At 73.3% G+C, this 17,957-nt stretch carries 15 protein-coding genes and 1 riboswitch; of the genes, 12 read left to right on the forward strand and 3 right to left on the reverse strand.

The annotated features are described in order from the left end of the window. Position 1: 1 nt before the first annotated feature. Positions 2-979: a hypothetical protein gene (locus AC07B0_RS07200; RefSeq protein WP_478897136.1), complete on the reverse strand. Its 978-nt coding sequence runs from the start codon at positions 977-979 to the stop codon at positions 2-4. Next, entirely contained in the window at positions 976-4,089 is a 3,114-nt protein-coding gene (locus tag AC07B0_RS07205; protein WP_478897138.1) for a prenyltransferase/squalene oxidase repeat-containing protein, read from the reverse strand. Before AC07B0_RS07205 ends, AC07B0_RS07200 begins: the two co-directional genes overlap by 4 nt. Positions 4,090-4,415: 326 nt before the next feature. Beyond that, positions 4,416-4,544, forward strand: a riboswitch (cobalamin riboswitch). A gap of 131 nt (positions 4,545-4,675) precedes the next feature. Between AC07B0_RS07205 and AC07B0_RS07210 the strand changes: the two genes are divergently transcribed. Further along, positions 4,676-6,088 (forward strand): prenyltransferase/squalene oxidase repeat-containing protein, encoded by a 1,413-nt coding sequence (locus tag AC07B0_RS07210; protein ID WP_478897140.1) that lies wholly within the window; start codon positions 4,676-4,678, stop codon positions 6,086-6,088. Between the two features lie 61 nt (positions 6,089-6,149). Here the strand turns inward: AC07B0_RS07210 and AC07B0_RS07215 are convergent, their stop codons facing one another. Then, a complete protein-coding gene (locus AC07B0_RS07215; RefSeq protein ID WP_478897142.1) occupies positions 6,150-7,415 on the reverse strand; it encodes an MFS transporter in 1,266 nt (421 codons plus the stop codon). Between the two features lie 150 nt (positions 7,416-7,565). Between AC07B0_RS07215 and AC07B0_RS07220 the strand changes: the two genes are divergently transcribed. From AC07B0_RS07220 to AC07B0_RS07270, 11 genes are all read left to right on the forward strand, one after another. Beyond that, entirely contained in the window at positions 7,566-8,603 is a 1,038-nt protein-coding gene (locus AC07B0_RS07220) for an ABC transporter substrate-binding protein (protein ID WP_478897144.1), read from the forward strand. Then, positions 8,593-9,738: a FecCD family ABC transporter permease gene (locus AC07B0_RS07225; RefSeq protein WP_478897146.1), complete on the forward strand. Its 1,146-nt coding sequence runs from the start codon at positions 8,593-8,595 to the stop codon at positions 9,736-9,738. Before AC07B0_RS07220 ends, AC07B0_RS07225 begins: the two co-directional genes overlap by 11 nt. Next, entirely contained in the window at positions 9,735-10,532 is a 798-nt protein-coding gene (locus AC07B0_RS07230) for an ABC transporter ATP-binding protein (RefSeq protein ID WP_478897148.1), read from the forward strand. The genes AC07B0_RS07225 and AC07B0_RS07230 overlap by 4 nt, the downstream gene beginning before the upstream one ends. Positions 10,533-10,543: 11 nt before the next feature. After that, a complete protein-coding gene (locus AC07B0_RS07235) occupies positions 10,544-11,386 on the forward strand; it encodes a Rossmann-like domain-containing protein (protein WP_478897150.1) in 843 nt (280 codons plus the stop codon). Next, positions 11,383-12,441 (forward strand): GHMP family kinase ATP-binding protein, encoded by a 1,059-nt coding sequence (locus AC07B0_RS07240; RefSeq protein ID WP_478897152.1) that lies wholly within the window; start codon positions 11,383-11,385, stop codon positions 12,439-12,441. Before AC07B0_RS07235 ends, AC07B0_RS07240 begins: the two co-directional genes overlap by 4 nt. Then, positions 12,362-13,438: a pyridoxal-phosphate dependent enzyme gene (locus tag AC07B0_RS07245; RefSeq protein WP_356876556.1), complete on the forward strand. Its 1,077-nt coding sequence runs from the start codon at positions 12,362-12,364 to the stop codon at positions 13,436-13,438. Before AC07B0_RS07240 ends, AC07B0_RS07245 begins: the two co-directional genes overlap by 80 nt. 310 nt (positions 13,439-13,748) lie before the next feature. After that, positions 13,749-15,137, forward strand: a complete 1,389-nt coding sequence (locus AC07B0_RS07250; protein WP_356876554.1) for an ATP-binding protein — start codon at positions 13,749-13,751, stop codon at positions 15,135-15,137. A 1-nt stretch (position 15,138) separates the two neighbouring features. Continuing rightward, the gene (locus AC07B0_RS07255) at positions 15,139-15,546 is read left to right on the forward strand and encodes a roadblock/LC7 domain-containing protein (protein WP_356876552.1); all 408 of its coding nucleotides are present in this window, start codon (positions 15,139-15,141) and stop codon (positions 15,544-15,546) included. Continuing rightward, on the forward strand, positions 15,543-15,899 hold the full coding sequence (locus AC07B0_RS07260; protein ID WP_356876550.1) for a DUF742 domain-containing protein: 357 nt from the start codon (positions 15,543-15,545) through the stop codon (positions 15,897-15,899). The genes AC07B0_RS07255 and AC07B0_RS07260 overlap by 4 nt, the downstream gene beginning before the upstream one ends. After that, positions 15,880-16,503 (forward strand): GTP-binding protein, encoded by a 624-nt coding sequence (locus AC07B0_RS07265; RefSeq protein ID WP_356876548.1) that lies wholly within the window; start codon positions 15,880-15,882, stop codon positions 16,501-16,503. Before AC07B0_RS07260 ends, AC07B0_RS07265 begins: the two co-directional genes overlap by 20 nt. Next, the gene (locus AC07B0_RS07270) at positions 16,500-17,945 is read left to right on the forward strand and encodes a cytochrome P450 (RefSeq protein WP_478897154.1); all 1,446 of its coding nucleotides are present in this window, start codon (positions 16,500-16,502) and stop codon (positions 17,943-17,945) included. The genes AC07B0_RS07265 and AC07B0_RS07270 overlap by 4 nt, the downstream gene beginning before the upstream one ends. Positions 17,946-17,957 lie beyond the last annotated feature (12 nt).

Genomic DNA, 17,957 nt, shown 5'->3' on the forward strand with positions numbered 1-17,957 from the left:
GCTACTCCGTACGACGGCGGCGCTTGGCCGCGTACACGGCGGCGGCGCCGATCAGCAGCACCAGCGCTCCGGTGGCGACGGCGGGCAGGTACGAGCCGGCGTCGTGCTCCGCGTCGGCGGCGGGCGCCGCGTCGACGACCTGGGGACCGGGGGCGGGCGCCGCGGCCGCTGCCGGAGCCGAGGGGGTCGGCGACGGCGAGGGCGTGCCGGTCGCGGTGGGCGGGGGCGGGGCGCTCTCGGAGGCCGTCGGCGAAGGGCTCTCCGCGGTCGGCGGGGCCGGTGTCGGGGTCGGGGACGGAGCCGTCCGGGCGGGCGGCGGATCGGCCGGCGGCGGGTTCTCCGGCCTGGGGCCCGTGTTGACGTCCGGGGGCAGGGGTGCCGCCGTGCGGGTGTCCTTCGGCACCGGCCGGCTGCCGCCGGCCGGCTGGGCGTTCTTGGCGCGCAGCTGGTCGGGCGTCACCCTCGGACGCCCCTCGGTGCCCTCGATGTTCGTGCCGCCGAAGACCCACAGGTCGACGCTGCCGGGCTTCGGCTTGTAGAGCATGGCGCCGAGCTGGCTGTACTCCCAGGTGTTCTGGCCGGGGTTCGCGTGCCAGTACGACCAGTAGGCGGAGGCGGGCGGGGTCAGGACGCAGTCGTCCTGCTGCGGGGTCGGGTACTGCCGGCCGCCCTGGTGGCCGCTGTAGCCGATGCGGCAGATGAACGCGGGGCCGTCGTGGCCGGTGCCGGTGGTGGCCCAGCCGCCCTGGTTGAGGAGTTCGTAGCCGGTGGTGGGCGTCGTACCGCACGAGCGGTAGACGGGGCCGCCCCAGTGGCTGAAGTCCACGGCGAGGACGACGCCGGAGGAGGTGGTGCACTGGCCCATCGGCTGCGGGGCCGCCCCGGCCGGGGCCGCGGTGGCGGCGAACGCCGCCACCGTCAGCCCGAGCGCGGCGGCCGCACGGGCCAGGGCGCGCGGCAGCACGCGGTTGCCGTTCACGCGCGGCCTCCGGTGGTTCCGCTGCGGCGCTTCGCGGCGCGGGTGACGCCCCAGCCCCCGAAGACCAGGACCACGGCCGCGGCGGCGAGGCCGCCGAGCTGGGCGCCGGTGGAGGCGAGGACGCCGCCCGGGGCGGGGGCCGGGCCGGAGCCCGAGCCCGAGCCGGATCCGGAGCCGCCGGCCGTTCCGCCGGAGGCACCTGTTCCTCCGGAGGTGGTCGTTCCGCCCGAGGTGCTGGTTCCGCCCGAGGTGTTCGTCCCTCCGGAGGTGTTCGTCCCGCCGGTCGAGCCCGTCCCGGCGGTCTCCTCGCCCGGGGTCACGATCACGGGACCGGAGGAAGAACCGGAGGACGAGCCGGCCGTGCTTCCTGTGGTTCCGCCGGTGCCGCCGGTGGTGCTTCCCGTAGTGCCGCCGGTGCCGCCGGTGGTGCCGCCCGTGGTTCCGCCAGTGCCACCAGTGGTTCCGCCAGTGCCGCCGGTCGTTCCGCCGGTGGTTCCGCCCGTGGTGCTGGGGACGGGCTCGGGGGTGGTGCCGTCGAGGCTGCGGGTCAGGGTGCCGAAGGAGATGCCGGTGGTGCCGCTGATGGCCTGGGTGGAGGCACGGACGTCGGAACCGGGCTGGCTGTCCTTGGCGACGTTGAAGCCGCCGTCGGTGTTCTGCTGGCTCGCGAGGAACGCGCGGGCCTTGGAGATCTCGGCGCCGTACTTCCGCGCGTCCAGCGAGAGACCCTGGATCGCGAGGGCGGCGGAGTTGACGGAGTTCCCGGACGCGCCCTTGAAACCGCCGTCCTCCTTCTGCTGCGCCGCGAGCCAGGCCAGTGCCTTGTCCACGGCCCGCTGCGAGTCGGCGTCGGGCAACAGGTCCACGGTCATGGCGGCCATGGCGGTGGAGTCGACCTCGGTGGCGCTGGGTTCGCCGATCAGGCTGACCCAGCCGCCGGAGGGGTCCTGGAGGCTCTTGAGGTAGGCCATCGGCTCGGCCGCGGCCGCCGTCTCACCGGCGCGGACCTGCGCCATGATGCCGAGCGACTGCTTGAAGACGGAGGTGGCGTACGCGTAGTTGCCCTTCGCCGCGCACTCCTGGCGGGTCGAGGTCTTGGCCTGGCAGGTGATCTTGGAGAGCGAGGCGATCAGGTCCTGGCCGCCGAAGTTCCGGGGATCGCGGCCCACGGCCTCGGCGAGCACGGCCACCTTGCCGATCGAGCCGCCGCTCGCGTACTTCGTGCCGATGAGGGTCCAGTCGTGGATGCCCCGGTTCTGGCCGTCCTTGCCGCCCTTGTCGAGGAAGTCGACGATGTTGCGCAGCGTCGCGTCGTCCCCGCCGGTGGCCGCGAGGGCGTAGGCGCCGTCGATGGTCATGCCGTAGTCGGCACGGCGCCCGCCCGGCTCGTTCTCGTAGAAGCGGCCCTGGATCAGGCGTGCGGGGCCGGTGAGGTACGTCACGCCCTTCTTGACGTCCGGTCCCTCACCCGGCGGGACCGGCGGGATGGGGCCGGTGGGCGTGGGCGTGGGCTTGGGTTCGGTCGGGGTCGGGGTAGGCGTCGGCGTGGGTGTTGGCGTCGGGTCGGTCTTGCCGGTGGTCAGCGCGACCAGGTCGCTCTTCGCCCCCGCCACGACGACGGGGGTGGTGCCGAACACGCGCGATTCGGTGTCGTCCTCCTCGAAGCCGAAGCCGCCCTCGGGGAACTGGTGCCGGGACAGCCAGGAGGTGCCGGCGTCCGCGTGGCCGGTGTCGCCGAGCGCCCGCAGGGCCTGTGCGGCCCAGCCGGTGGAGTTCGGGCTGCCCGTGGTCATGTACGCGGCGGAGGGCCAGGAGCCGGTCGTCAGCTGGGACTTCTTGAGGTAGGCGCGGGCCTTCTCGACGACGGCGTCGTGGCCGCCGGCCCGCTTGAGGGCCAGGGCGATCAGGCCGGTGGAGGCGGCGTCGCTGTCGCACCAGCCGCCGGAGCGGATGAGGATGCCGGTGAAGCCGCCGTCCTCGCACTGGAGGCCGGTCAGCCGGTTCACGGCGTCGGCGGGAGGCGTCACGCCGCCGTTCAGCAGGGCGATCACGGCCATCGCCTGGGCATCGGACTGGCCCGTCGTGCGGAAGTCACCCTTGGTGAGGCAGCCTTCGACGGTGTCCCCGTCACCGATGTCCCTGGGGCAGACGTACTTCACCAGGTCCCCGAGCAGGTCGTGCCCGCCGAAGGCGCGGGGGTCCTTCCCCGTGGCCTCGGCGGCGAGCGCCAGCCGGGCGGCGGCGGTGGCGTCGGGGATCCCGTCCTTGCCCGCCGGGTAGGCGTACGCGTCCGTCTCCGCGGGCGTGGCGAGGAAGTCGGCCGCCTTCCGGGCCGCCGGGCTCTTCCTGTCGGCGGCGGCCAGCGCGTACACGACCTCGGTGGTGAGGAAGTGGTTCGGGGTGGTGGAGCCCTCGTCGACGACGCGCTCCCCGTCCGTCAGCTTCCCGGTGAGCCAGCGGGTGGCGGCGGCCACGTCGACCCCGCCCGGGGGCACCGTCGGAGGTCCGGTCGGACCGGTCGGGTCCGGCGAGGGGGAACCGCCTCCGGCGCGCACGTCGTCGGGGGAGAAGGAGGGTTTGCCCGAGGTGCCGCCGATGTCCGTGCCGCCGAACACCCAGGCGTCGACGTCACCGGGCTTCGGGGTGCGCGACATGGCGCCGAGGGGGCTGTAGGTCCAGCTCTTCTGACCGGGCGAGGCGATCCAGTACGACCAGTAGGCGGTGGCCTGCGGGGTGAGGACGCAGTCCTCCTTGTCCGGAGTGGGGTACTCCGTACCGGTGTTGAAGGAGCCGGTGCCTATCCGGCAGACGAATCCGTCACCGTCGTGGACGGTGCCCTTGGTGGTGAAGCCCCCCGTGTGCAGGAGCTCGTACCCGGTCGTCGGGGTGGTGTCGCAGCCGCGCTCTACCTTGCCGCCGAAGGGGCCGAAGTCCACGGCGACGACGGCGCCGTTGGCCGCGGTGCACTGGTCGACCGGATCGGCGTTCGCGGACGAGGGAACCGTGAGGAAGGCCACTCCCGACCCGAGCGTCAGGAAGGCCGCGGTCACGAGGGAGAAGAACCGCCGTCTCGTTCCCGACTGCCGTTTCGCCTGCTGTTCGGTCCCCACCGCGGCCCCTCGTCTCTGCCGGGCGGCTGCGCACGTGGCGAGGAACCCCCGCACGGCTCTCGGGCCATGGGGAGGCTGCGACGACCACACCGCAATCCGCGACGGCGTTCTTCGTACTGTGGCCCGGCCCCAGGCAATCCGGCTCGCCCGGACGTACCGGGCCTACGGTTGCGGGTCAGCGCCGGAATTCGACCGGCTTCCCCTGGTGCTGAGCAGTTATCAGCCGGAGTGCAACACGGATCCCGACGACGCGTCAAGGTGGCATGAGTCTCAGCCGACCGATCCTGGACCGCCGCGGTCCGCCCCCGGAAGCGGAGGCTGGCGGTCCCCTGACCGCTCGGGTAGCGTCCTGGGCTGCCACATGGGGGAATCCGGTGCGATGCCGGAGCTGACGCGCAGCGGTGTGGAACGGCGGGGGCCGTTTCCGAGCCCGAATGCCCATACGGCGATGCACCACAGGAAGCCGTACCACGCGTTCCGGACGGCGGTTCCCCGGCCTTGCCCTGCCGTGCCCCGAGCTCCGTGCGCGGTGACGCGCGGCGTGAGCGGGGAGGGACCGGCGTCCGCCGATTTCCAGGAGCAGGCCATGTCCCGTCCCCGTACCTCCCGCCGCCTCGCGCTGGCGGTGCCCGCCGCGCTCGGCGCCTTCGCCCTCACCGCGCTGCCCGCGTCCGCGACCTCGTCGCCCGCGCAGATCTCCACGTCCAAGACGAACGGTGTCGCCTACCTCAAGTCGCTCCAGGCGGCGGACGGTTCGTACGCCGGCTCCGGACTGTCCAACGAGTGGGCGTTCACCGCCTTCGCCGCGGCCGGTACGGCCGTCGCCGACGTGGCGCCGGGCGGGGACACGACGAAGAACGCCCGGACCGTCTACCGCAACCTGCTGTCCACGGCGGGCTGGCCCTCCGGCGCCCCGGTGGTCACCGACTACGAGCGCGCCGCCCTGAACGCGTACGCCGCCGGCATCGACCCGGCCCGCGTCTCGGCCTCCCGCAACCTCGTGGCGCAGGTCTACTCCTACTGGCAGACGGCCGAGGCGGGCTACTTCGGCCCGTCCGGGAACTTCAACGGCACCGTCTTCGCGGCCCTCTCGCTCGGCGGAGCCAAGACGCAGGCCGGCGGCGCCCGCGTCCCGCAGGCCCTGACCGACTCGATGGTCACGCGCATCCGCGCCAACCAGCACGTGGACGGCGGCTGGACCTACAACAAGGCCGAGGGCAACCCCACCGTCCTGAACTCCGCGAGCGACGTCGACATGACCGGCGCCGCGATGGCCGCGCTCTGCGTCTCCGGCGTCCCGAACACCGACGCCGACGTCGTCCAGGCCAAGAACTTCCTGAAGAGCAAGCTCGTCGCCAACTCCGGTGCCTTCAACTCCCTTTACGGCGTCAACACCAGCTCCAACGGCTGGGGCGTCGCCGGCCTCAACGCCTGCGGCATCAACCCGCAGACCGGGGACTTCCTCACCGCCAACGGCAAGACCCCGATCGACTTCCTGATCGCCAACCAGTACAACCCGGCGGGCGGCTTCAAGTACAAGCCGTCCGACACCGGCCCGACCGCCTACGCCTCCATCGACGCGCTGCGCGGCGTCGTCGGCGGCGGCTTCACCGCCGCCCCGCCGGTCCCGGTCACCCCCGGCGCCCCGCAGTGGGTCGCCCAGTCGACGTTCACCGCGGGCACCGCCACCAAGCTGGCGCTGACCGTCGACGACGGCGCCGGCAACCTCAAGGTGTGCTCGGTGGCGTTCACGCCGACCGGGACGACCACCACCCTCGGCGACGTCCTGGCCGCCGCCACCGGCGCCGCCACCCCGTCGGGCTGCGTCACGGGCGTGACGCCCTCGTCGGGCACCGGCACGATCACCGCCGTCAACGGCAAGGCCAACAGCGGCGCGAACACCTGGAAGGTCAGCGTCGACGGCTCGGCCTTCGCCGGCGCCCTGCGCGAGAAGGTCATCAACGTGGGCGACACCATCGCCCTGCGCTGGGGCGCCTGACCCCGGCGGGCGGGCGGCCCCGGCACGGGGCCACCCGCCCGTGGCGCGGCGGCCGCCGTGGTCAGTCCGTCGGCGCCGGGGCCGCCCGCGCGAAGTGGCGGGCGGTGGGCACGAGCGCCGCGGCGGCCGGTACGAGGAAACAGGCGGCGGCGCACACGGCGAGTACGGCGGTGACCCCGAACGCGTCGATGGCCGGGGCGATCAGGACCAGGCCGACCGGCGCCAGACCGTAGGACACCAGGAAGTCCAGCGAGGAGACGCGGGCGAGTTTGTCCGGGGCGGCCTCCCGCTGTGTGGCCGTGAACCAGGGCACGTTGAACAGCTCGATGCCGATCCCCGCCACCGCGTACGCGGCGACGACCACGACGGGGTGCACGGGCAGCACGAGGCTCAACGGTGCGAAACCGTACGCGGCCAGCCCGGCGAAGGCGGCCCAGCCCTGGGAACGCGGGCGCAGGCGGGCGATGATCAGGGCCCCGCCCAGCGCGCCCACCGTGTAGGCGGTCATGGCGGCGGCCAGCACCCACTCGGTGCCGTAGCGGTCCCGGCTGATCAGGGGCAGCGCGACGCTGGTGGCGGAGTACCCGAGGCCGATGACCGCGACGAGGGCCCCGAGCCCGGCGAGGAACCAGGGGTGGCGGCGCGCCTCGCGCACCCCCTCCAGGAACTCGGCGCGGAATCCGGCGCGCGGCGCGGGCCCGGCGGCCGGGTCCGCCGCGGTGGCGGCCCCCTTGCCGGGGACGAGCGCGGCGACCAGCCAGAGCACGCCGATGCCGAGCAGCAGCGTCCGGATGTCGAGGAAGGCCGCGAGCAGCGCGGTCAGGGCGGGGCCGGCGAGCGTGGAGCCGCGTACCGCCAGGGTCAGGGCGGCGTTGGCCTGCTGACGGCGCCCGGGCTCGACGGTTTCGGCGGTGAGCGCCTGGAACGCCGGGCGGCAGGCACCCTGTCCGGCGCCCGCGAGCGCGGCGGCGGCCGTCATCAGGACCAGTGAGCGGCCGAGTCCGGCGGCGAGGAGGGGCGCGGCGACCGCCGCCGCGAGGGCCGACCAGAGGACGACCGCGCGGCGGGAGTGCCGGTCGGCCAGCACGCCGCCGACGGAGACGGCGGCGAGGAAGCCGGCGGTGCGGGCGGCGAGGACCAGGCCGAGTCCGGCGGCGCCGAGGTCGCGGTGCAGTACGGCGAGCCCGAGGACGAAGGGCAGGGCCCAGGTCGCGAGACCGGAGGCGGTGGTGCCGGCCCACAGGCGCAGGAACGAGGGGTCCCGGAGGACTGAACGGGGCTGTGGTGTACCGGACTTGGCCGGTATCGGTGCGGGTGTGGTGGTCACGGTGTGGCTGCTCCTCGGAGGCGGGGTGCGGTGCGGCGGCGGACACCCCGGGGGTCGTTAATGAAAATGATTACCGTTACAGTACCCTTCGAATCGCTGCACTCCTGCCCGGTGCACGACAACACCCACGCCCACAGACCGGAGAACCCCATGCGCCACCCCGTCCGCCTCGGCATCGCCCTGACCGTCGCCCTCGCCACCGCGGGCTGCTCCGCCGCCGCCTCCGGCGAAGGCCCCGGCCCGGACTCCGCACCCGCCGCCCGCGCCTCTGCCGAGGCGGCCTCCGTCACGAGCTGCGGCCGGCGGCTTTCCTTCGCCGGACCGCCCGAGCGGACCGTCACCCTGGACCAGACCTCGACCGAGACCCTCCTCGAACTCGGGCTCCAGGACCGGATGGCGGGAACCGCCAACCTCAAGACCAAGGTCCCCGCCCCGTACGAGGCCGCGTACGCCAAGATCCCGGTCATCGCCCCCAAGATCGCCACCGGTGAACAGCTGCGCACCGCCACACCCGACTTCGTCGTCGCCGGATCCACGGACCTCTTCGCCAAGGACCGGGCCGGCACCCGCGAGGAGCTGGACACCCTGAAGGTCCCCACCTTCGTCAGCGCAGTGGACTGCCCGCAGCAGAACCCGCCCGGCACGACCCCCTTCGAGCTCCTCTTCTCCGACTACGAGAGCCTCGGCAAGATCTTCGGCGCCGAGGAGCGGGCCGGCAGGCTGGCCGCCGACCAGCGCGCCGCGGTCGCCAAAGCGGGGGAGAACGCCGCGAAGGTTCCCCGGGGCGCGGACCAGCCGACCGTGGTCTACCTCTACTCCGTCTTCAACGGCATGCCCTACGTCGCCGGCCGGACCGGCCTGCCCAGCGAGATGAGCCGGATCGTCGGCGCGAAGAACGCCTTCGACGACGTCGAGGAGGACTGGCCGGAGGTCTCCTGGGAGGAAGTCGCCGAACGCGACCCCGACTTCATCGTCATCGGCGACCTGTCGGAGCGCGGCCGCCCCGGCGACAGCGCCGCCGAGAAGCGCGCCACGATGACCGGTCACCCGGTGATCTCGAAGCTGGCCGCGGTCCGCGACAACAAGATCCTCGAAGTGCCGGGCATCGAGCTGGACCCCTCGGTCCGCTCCGTACACGCCCTGGGGCTGCTGGCCGACGGCATGAAGGACCTCGGGCATGTCCGCTGACCCGCTCACCCGGAGGGGAGCGGCGGACCTCCTGCTCCCGACGGCCCGCGGGCGCACGGCCGCGGGGGACTCCCCCCGGCCCGTGCCCGCCGGATCCGCCCGTACGGAAGGGCGCCCCGGCCGGTCCGCGGCAGCCCGGACGACCCTCTTCCTCCTCGCCGCGGCGGCCCTGGCGGGCTCGGTGGCGGCGGCCGCGCGCATCGGCACCGCCGATGTGGGCTGGAGCGGGCTCGCCCGTGTCCTCGGTACCCATCTCGGCCTGGACGTGGCGCCGTTGCCGCCCCTGCTGGACTCCCTCATCTGGGACCTGCGGCTGCCGCGCGTCCTGATGGCCGCCCTCGTCGGCGCCTCGCTCGCCGTGTGCGGCACCGTGCTCCAGGCGGTCACCCGCAACGCCCTGGCCGACCCCTACCTGCTCGGAGTCTCCTCGGGCGCGTCGGCGGGAGCCGTCACCGTCGTCGTCCTCGGGGTCGGCGCGAGCACCCTCGGCGTCACCGGCGGCGCGCTCGCCGGCGCGCTGCTCTCCTTCGGACTCCTCCTGCTGCTCCTGCGGCGCACCGGGCTGGACTCGGTCCGCATCGTCCTCACCGGTGTCGTCGTCGGCCAGCTGTTCACCGCGCTGACCTCGCTCGTCCTGATGGCCTCCGCGGACGCGGACACCACGCGGGCCGTCACCCACTGGCTGCTGGGCTCGATGGCACCGGCCCGCTGGGACACCGTCGTCGTCTGCGCGGTCGTCACCCCGCTGGGGCTGGCGGCGGCGTGGCTCTGCTCGAACGCCCTCGACGGGCTCGCCTTCGGCACCGACACCGCCGCGTCGCTGGGGATCGGCGTACGGCACACCAGGACCCTGCTGCTGGTGGTCACGGCCGCGCTGACCGCGGTGGCGGTGGCCACCGTGGGGGCCATCGGCTTCGTCGGGCTGATCGTCCCCCACGGCGTGAGGTTCCTCGTCGGGCCGCTGCACCGCGTGCTGCTGCCCCACGCGGCGCTCGCGGGCGCGGTGTTCCTGGTGTGGACGGACGCGCTGGCCAGGATCGCCTTCGCGCCCCGAGAGGTACCCGTCGGCGTGATCACCGCCCTGCTCGGCGTACCGCTCTTCCTCCTCGTCCTGCGCAGGAGGGGTGAGCTGTGAGGATCACCGCGGAAGAACTGAGCTGGTCGGTCGCGGGCACGCCGGTCGTACGCGCGGTCAGCGCGGACATCGCCCCCGGCGAGACCGTCGGACTGCTCGGCCCCAACGGCTCGGGCAAGTCCTCGCTCCTGCGCTGCCTGGCCGGGCTGCGGCCACCCGACTCGGGCACGGTCCGGTACGACGGCGAGTCCGTACGCCACTGGAGCGCGCGCCGCATCGCCCGCCACGTCGCCTTCGTCGAACAGGACTCGGGCCCCGACAGCGATCTGCGCGTCGCCGAGGTCGTGGGCCTGGGGCGGACCCCGTTCCGCGACCGCTGGCGCGGAGCCGACGCCACCGACCGGGCGGTGATCACCGCCGCACTGGAACGCGTCGGACTCACCGCGCTCGCCGGCCGCTCCTGGAAGGCGCTCTCGGGCGGCGAACGGCAGCGCGCCCACATCGCCCGCGCCCTGGCCCAACAACCGTACGGGCTCCTCCTCGACGAACCCACCAACCACCTCGACGTCAAACACCAGCTGGAGCTGATGGAGCTGCTGACCGGCACCGGACAGACCGTCCTGGTCGCGCTGCACGACCTGTCGCTCGCCGCCCGGTACTGCGACCGGCTGCTGCTCCTGCACCACGGCCGCCTCATCGCCTCCGGCACTCCCGCCGCCGTCCTGACGGCCGAACGCCTCGCCGAGGTCTTCGAGGTGGACGCCGAACTCACCACCGACGCCCTCGGACACCCCGCGGTCACCTACCGCGGGCCGCTCGGCCCCCCGCTCCCCGCACCCCGACCCGCTCCGTGAAGAGGAACGCCATGACCCGCACACATCCCACCCCCGCCCGGACCGTCGACGGCCTCCTCGAAGCCGTCCTCGCGGGCGAACACGGCCCGCTCCCCTCCACGCTCGTCGCGACCAGCGTGTTCTGGATCCACCACGGCACCCGCCTGGCCGGCGGCGACACCACCTACCTCAACCAGTACGTCCTGGTCCGCCTCGGCGGCTCCTTCGGCGGCTGCGCCTTCGAAGCCGGCGAGACCGACCCCTCCGTCTGCCGCGACTCCTCCGGCACGCCGCTCGACGTCCTGCTCCGCGAGGCCCCCCGGCCGCTGCGGATCGCCGCCCTCGACGCCTACCTCAGCGAGACCCGCCCCCACCGCCTGGCCGGCGAGGCGGGCGACGCCGAACCCGTCACCCTGCCCGCCGGGACCCCGGAAGTACGGGCCAAGGCCCGCGACGCCGCCATCGCCGGCCTCCTGGACATCGAGGAGGGCGCCAAGGTCGGCCTCATCGGCGTCGTCAACCCGCTCGTCGCGGCGATCCGCCGACGCGGCGGCGAACCCCTGCCCTGCGACTTCAACCTCAAGGCCACCCAGTGGGGCGACCCCGTCACCGACGACATGCACCAGGTACTGGAGACCGCCGAAGCCGTCGTGGCCACCGGGATGACCCTGAGCAACGGCTCGTTCGACACCATCCTCGAACGCTGCCGGAGCCGGGACGTCCCGCTGATCGTCTACGCACAGTCCGGCAGCGCCGTCGCCCGCGCCTTCCTCGGCTCGGGCGTGACCGCCCTGTCCGCGGAACCCTTCCCCTTCTCCCAGTTCAGCGCCGAGGAGACGACCCTGTACCGCTACCGGACGGCGGGCGGCGCGTGATCCCCGCCGGCCGCCCGACGGCAGCCGCCACCGGTGACCTCCCCACCGGCACCGGCCACGCGCCCTGCCACCACGGCGAGCTCCTCCAGGGCGTCTTCCTCGACGGCGACGGACGCCGGTGCGCCGGCCTGGTCACCCTCCCCATGGCCGGCCCCGGCAGCAGCGCCGAGTTCCTCCGCCGGCCCGGGACGGAGCCCGGGGCGCTCACCGTCCGCCCGGCCGGCCGGACGAAAGCCGCGCGGGCCGCCGCGCTCGCGGTGGCGCACTGCGCGGAGCGCACCGGTCAGCCGCCCTGCGGCGGGGAGCTGCGGCTCACCGGTGACGTCCCGGTGGGCCTGGGCATGGGCAGCTCCACCAGCGACGTCATCGCCACCGTGCGCGCGGTCGCGGACTCCTACGGCCGCCGGCTCGCCCCCGACACGATCGCCCGGCTGGCCGTGCGGGCGGAGCTGGCCAGCGATCCGCTGATGCTCGACGCCCGCCCGGCCCTGTTCGCCCAGCGGGAGGGCCGGGTCCTGGAGGTCCTCGGCCCGGCCCTGCCCCCGCTGGTCGTGGTGGGCTGCGCCCTGGGCGGCGGCGCGCCCGTGGACACCCTGTCCCTGCCCGTGCGGCCGCCCGCCGAGACCGCCGACGACGACGTGCGGGCCTACGAGCGGCTGCGCACGCTGCTGCGGCGGGCCGTGGCCACCGGCGACGTACCGCTGCTCGGCGAGGTCGCCACCGCCAGCGCGTGGCGCGGCCGGCAGGCGCTCGGCCACCCCGAGTTCGACGCACTCACCTCGATCGCCCGCCGGGCCGGAGCGGTGGGCGTGCAGATCGCGCACAGCGGTTCGGTGGCGGGCGTGCTCTTCGACCCGGCGGCGCCGGGCCTGCGGTACCGCGTGCGCAGCTGTCTGCGCGCCCTGGATTCCCACGGCATCCCCGCCACCCGCACCTTCACCACCTCCACCTCGACCTCGACCAAGGAGATCCCCGATGGACCAGCACGTGGCGGAGGCCGTCGGCCGGCCGGACCTGATACGTCTCGACGACCGGCTCGTCTGCCTGCGCTTTGAGACGATGAAGGTGGTCTCCGCGCTCGCCGCGGTCCGCCACCTGCTGGAGACCGGTGCGGTACGGCGCGGGGACACCCTGCTCGACAGCTCCAGCGGCATCTACGCGTACGCCCTCGCCCTGGCCTGCCACCGGCACGGCATGCGGTGTCACATCGTCGGCTCCACGACGGTGGACCACACGCTGCGCACCCAACTCGCCGTGCTCGGGGCGACGCTGGAGCAGATGGCGCCCTGCGCCGACCTCAAACTCGACCAGAAGCGGCGCGTCGAGCGGGTCCACGAGATCCTCACCGCACACCCCGAGTACCACTGGATGCGGCAGTACCACGACGACATCCACTACCTCGGGTACCGCGCGGTCGCCGACCGGATCAGGGAGGCGACCGGCGCGGACGGACTCACCGTCGTCGGCGGCGTCGGATCGGGGGCCTCCACCGGCGCCCTCGCCCGCTACCTGCGGGGCGGCCCCGCGCACCCCGAGGGCCCGGCCGACGTCCAACTCGTCGGCGTCCAGCCCTACGGCAGCGTCACCTTCGGCGCGGAACACGTTCCCGACCCCGAGATCATCATCGCCGGGATCGGCAGCTCCATCCCCTTCGGGAACGTCTCCCACGAGCTGTACGACACCCTGCACTGGATCTCCTTCGACGCCGCGCTGGCCGGCGGCGTCGACCTGCTGCGGCGGCACGCGGTCTTCGCGGGCCTGTCGGCCGGAGCCGCCTACCTCGCCGCCCGCCACGAACGCGACCGCGCCCCCGGGCGGACGGTCCTCTTCATCGCCGCCGACACCGGACACCGCTACGTCGACACCGTCTACGCCCGGCACCGCGAGGCCGCGCGGATCGCGGACCTCGCCCCGCACGAGGTGTCCGACCAGAGCCGGCTGGCCCTGCCGTGGTCCCGGATGCCCTGGAACCGCGCCCCGGGGCGGCTCCCGGGCACGGCCACGGGCCATGACGAGCAGGCGCCAGAATCTGATCGGTTCATTGCATCTTAGGGGCGGCGACTGGTCGTTTTATGGGCCCGGAATGACCGGTGCAGGCTGTCCTTAACGCAAGGTCACATGGCGAACCCGAACTGACTATGCTCCCCGAGTGTTGCGCTGCGCTCACAGCGAGTCATGGACGCTGGGTGCGCGCGGACGGGGCGCCTTTCGGCGCATCGCATCACCTCAGTCCGCTCATTTCAGACTGTATGGGGACCCCCTGATGGTTCGTGCAGGTGCAATTTCCAGACGCCGGCCAACTGCGGTTGCCCGGGTATGGCTGCTCCCTCCCGGAGTTCTGGCCGGAGCTTCCGCCATAGCGTTGCTCCTGTCACCCGCACAGATATGGACAACGGTCGCCTGGTGCGGACTGGCCGCGGTCGTCCTGACGGCCGTCACCTCGGCCGAGACGGCGCGCCGGTTGCAGTCGGCGCAGGCGGCCCGCCACGCGCAGGCCAATGCCGAGGCGTACGAGTACCACGCGCGGCGCGAGGCCGCGTTGCTCGGTCGCCTGGCCGATCAGCGGGCCACCACCGTCTGGCTCGCCGAAGAGCTGCTCCCCGCGGCCGTCGCCCGTCTCCAGAAGGGCGATCCCGCCTCGGACATCCTCCAGGCCGTCAGCTTCGGGAACCACCTCGACGACGAGTTCACGGAAGCGCTCAGGGGAGCACTGCAAAAGCTCCTGGAGGCCGTGGAGGCCGAGGAGTACACACGGGACTCCTCCCAGCGGGCACTCGTGGCGGTCGCGCGCCGGGTCCAGGCGATCGTGCACCAGCTCGCCAAGGACCTCCACGCCATGCAGATCCTCCACGGTACGGACGTCGTCGTGTCCCGGGGCCTCCAGGACATCGACCACCGCAACGCGCTGATCGGGCGCCTCGCGGCCAGCATCGCGGTCCTGGGCGACGCCCGCCCCGGACGCCAGTGGTCGAAGCCGATCCCGCTCTACGACGTCCTGCGCGGGGCCATGTCACGCATCGTGGACTACCCCCGCGTGAAGCTGCAGGCGGTGGCCGAGGTGGCCGTGATCGGCCCGGGCGCCGAACCGCTCATCCACCTGCTCGCCGAACTGCTCGACAACGCCACGACGTTCTCGCCGCCGCACACCCCGGTGGAGGTCACCGCCAGCGAGGTGCCCTCCGGCATCGCGATCGAGATCGAGGACCGCGGGGTCGGACTCACCGAAGAGGTCCGGCAGCACGTCGAACGCGTCATGGCGCAGTCGGCGTCGGGCATCCAGCTGTCGGGCCTCGGCGAGGTCACCCAGCTCGGACTCCCCGTCGTCAGCCGGCTGGCGCGCGAGCACGGCTGCGAGGTCGACCTGCGCACCTCCGCCTACGGCGGCGTACGGGCCGTCGTACTCGTTCCCAGGCGCCTGATCACCACGGTGCCGCAGCCCGTCGTGCGGGTCCAGGAGCCCGGCCGCAGGAGGCGCGCGGGCGGTCCGGTCCTGCCCCGCCCGACGCCGGTGCGCAACGTCGTCCCGGACCCCGTCGAGGTCAGGCAGACCGTCAACGGACTGCCGCAACGACGACGGGAGTCGCCCGTCCCGAAGCCGGTCGTACTGGCGACCCCCACGCCCCCCGCCGCTCCGGCCTCCCGGGGCAATTCCCGCCAGCCGGGTCTGATGTGGGAGGCGTTCAACGGCGAGAAGCGATCCCTCGCCGACCCTTCCACTCCACACAGCGAGCCGTCAGATGAGGTCGAGTAACATGCAGCCACTGCCGAACATGGACTGGATGCTCAAGGAGCTCGTGGGCGGCGTCCCGTACGTGCGACACGTGGTCGTCCTGTCGTCGGACGGCCTGTCCATCGGACAGGCGAACACGGCGCCCGACACCGCCGACGCGATCGCCGCGGCCTGCTCCGGCATCCAGAGCCTGGCGAGGGCCATCGCGCAGATGTTCCCGCACGGGGACGGCTCCACGCGGATGGTCGGGATCGAGGCCGACGGCGGGTACTTCTCCCTGATGGCCGCCGGACCCGGCGCCTACCTCGCGGTGCTGGCCGACGAGGAAGTGGACGCCGGACTCCTGGGCGACCGCATGCGCACGTTGGTGGTCAGGATCGGCCAGCACATGACGAGCCCGCCTCGTGAGGACGTCGGGCAGGCGATGTGACATCAGAGAACCAGGACCCATGGGATGAAGGCACCCCCGTTCCGCTCTACGTCATTACCGGCGGCCCGGGCTCCGCGGCCAAGACCTTCGACCTGGTCACCCTCATCGCGTCGAGGTCCGAGCCCGAGCCGGCGATGCAGCCCGAGCAGGCCGCCATCCTCTCCATGTGCACGTACCCCCTCTCGGTGGCCGAGCTGTCGGCGTACCTCAGCCTCCCGTTCAGCGTCGTCACCGTGCTGCTGTCCAAGCTCGTCGAGGACGAGCGGCTGGAGGCCATCGCACCCGTGCCCGTGGAGGCATACCCCGAACGCGGCCTGCTGGAGGCGGTGATCCATGGACTACGCAAGCTCTGACGCACTGGAGGCCGGCCCGCGCGACCCCGACGTGCTCCTGCCCCACGGCGCCAGGGGAATCAAGGTCGTGATCGTCGGAGGCTTCGGAGTCGGCAAGACGACCATGGTGGGGGCGGTGAGCGAGATCCCGCCCCTCACCACCGAGGAGACCATGACGCAGGCAGGCGTCGGGATCGACCACAACCCCGGCGCCGAAGGCAAGAACACCACCACCGTCGCGATGGACTTCGGGCGGATCAGCATCAACCAGGAGCTGATCCTCTACCTGTTCGGGACCCCGGGACAAGAACGCTTCTGGTTCCTGTGGAACGGCATCTTCGAAGGCGCGCTCGGCGCCGTGGTCCTCGTCGACACCCGCCGGATCGAAGTCTGCTTCGAGGTCATCACCCGTCTCGAAGACCGCCGCGTCCCGTTCGTCGTGGCCGTCAACACCTTCCCGGAAGCCCCGCAGTACCCCGTACCGGACCTGCGCACAGCTCTGGCCCTCAGCGAATCCGTGCCCATCATCACCTGTGACGCACGGGACCGGGCGTCCTGCCGCGACGCCCTGCTCTCGCTGATGGTCTACCTGTGCACCCTCGCCGCCGCCCAGGAGACCGCATGACCGTTCCACCCGCCGAACACGCCACCGCGCAGCCCGGGCCGGTCCCGCCCCCGGGCTGCCCGGCCCACACCGCCACGGGCACCGGCGGAGCCACCCGCCTCTACGGCGCCGCCGCCGCGACGGACCCCATGGGCCTGTACGAGGAACTGCGGGCCGCCCACGGCCCGGTGGCACCCGTCCTGCTCGACGGCGACGTGCGCGCCTGGCTCGTCCTCGGGTACCTGGAGAACCGCGACGTGGCCAGCCGCCCCACCCAGTTCTCCCGCGACCCCCGCGTCTGGCACGGCTGGCGGAGCGGGGAGATCGACCCCGCCACGTCCCCGCTCGTACCGATGATCGGCTGGCGCCCCGACTGCGTCTGCGCGGACGGGGAGGAACACCAGCGCCTGCGCGGCGCGGTCACGGCCGGCCTCAGCCAGTTCGACCACCGCGGGGTCCGCCGGCACATCACCCGCTTCGCCCACCAGGTGATCGACACCTTCTGCGAGCGCGGCGAGGCCGAGCTGGTGGGCCAGTTCACCGAGCACCTGCCCATGCTCACCCTCACCCACCTGCTCGGAATGCCGGACGAGTCCGGACCCAGGCTCGTGCACGCCGCCCGTGACCTCTTCAAGGCCACCGAGACGTCACTCGCCAGCAACGCCTACGTGCTGGAGGCCCTCGCACAGCTCGTCATCGCCAAACGTGCCCGCCCGGGGCACGACATCGCCTCCGCGCTGATGGCGCACCCCGCCAACCTCACGGACGAGGAGGTCCAGCACCACCTGCGCCTCATCCTGCTCGCGGGCTACGAGACGACGGCCAACCTCATGTCCAACGTCCTGCGGATGGTCGTCACCGACCCGCGGTTCCGCGGCTCGCTGGCCGGCGGCCAGATGACCCTGCCCGAAGCCGTGGAGCAGGTCCTCTGGGACGAGCCGCCGCTGATGGTGTGCCCGGGCCGCTGGGCCAACGGCGACACCGTCCTCGGGGGACAGCAGATCAGGGCGGGGGACATGCTCCTGCTGGGCCTGGCCGCCGGGAACGTCGACAAGGCGATCCGCCCGGACGCGTCGGCGCCGGTGCACCACAACCGTGCGCACCTGTCCTTCAGCGCCGGTACCCACGAATGTCCCGGGCAGGACATCGGCCGCATCATCGCCGACACCGGCATCGACATCCTGCTCACCCGGCTGCCCGACGTGCGCCTCGCCGTGCCCGAGGAGAGCCTCATCTGGCGTTCCTCCACCTGGGCCCGGCACCTGACGGCACTGCCGGTGAGCTTCGCCCCGCGCCATCCCCAGCCCGACGAGGTACCGGCCCCGCTTCCGGCTCCCCCCGCGCAGAGCGGCGGGATGCCGTCGGCTCCGCCGTCGCCGGTGCCCGGCCACGGGGCGGCGCACCGGTCCGGGCCCCGTGTCTCGTGGTGGACGCGCGTCAGGCGGCTCCTGGGCGGGCGGTAGGAGCGGCGGCCG

It is taken from the genome of Streptomyces sp. NPDC044704 (genome assembly GCF_056433525.1).

Bases quoted from the DNA above. Each gene is read 5' to 3' on its own strand.
- AC07B0_RS07245 (WP_356876556.1), top strand. From the start codon at position 12,362: ATGGACCAGCACGTGGCGGAGGCCGTCGGCCGGCCGGACCTGATACGT.
- AC07B0_RS07235 (WP_478897150.1), top strand. From the start codon at position 10,544: ATGACCCGCACACATCCCACCCCCGCCCGGACCGTCGACGGCCTCCTC.
- AC07B0_RS07255 (WP_356876552.1), top strand. From the start codon at position 15,139: ATGCAGCCACTGCCGAACATGGACTGGATGCTCAAGGAGCTCGTGGGC.
- AC07B0_RS07270 (WP_478897154.1), top strand. From the start codon at position 16,500: ATGACCGTTCCACCCGCCGAACACGCCACCGCGCAGCCCGGGCCGGTC.
- AC07B0_RS07225 (WP_478897146.1), top strand. From the start codon at position 8,593: ATGTCCGCTGACCCGCTCACCCGGAGGGGAGCGGCGGACCTCCTGCTC.
- AC07B0_RS07210 (WP_478897140.1), top strand. From the start codon at position 4,676: ATGTCCCGTCCCCGTACCTCCCGCCGCCTCGCGCTGGCGGTGCCCGCC.
- AC07B0_RS07220 (WP_478897144.1), top strand. From the start codon at position 7,566: ATGCGCCACCCCGTCCGCCTCGGCATCGCCCTGACCGTCGCCCTCGCC.
- AC07B0_RS07265 (WP_356876548.1), top strand. From the start codon at position 15,880: ATGGACTACGCAAGCTCTGACGCACTGGAGGCCGGCCCGCGCGACCCC.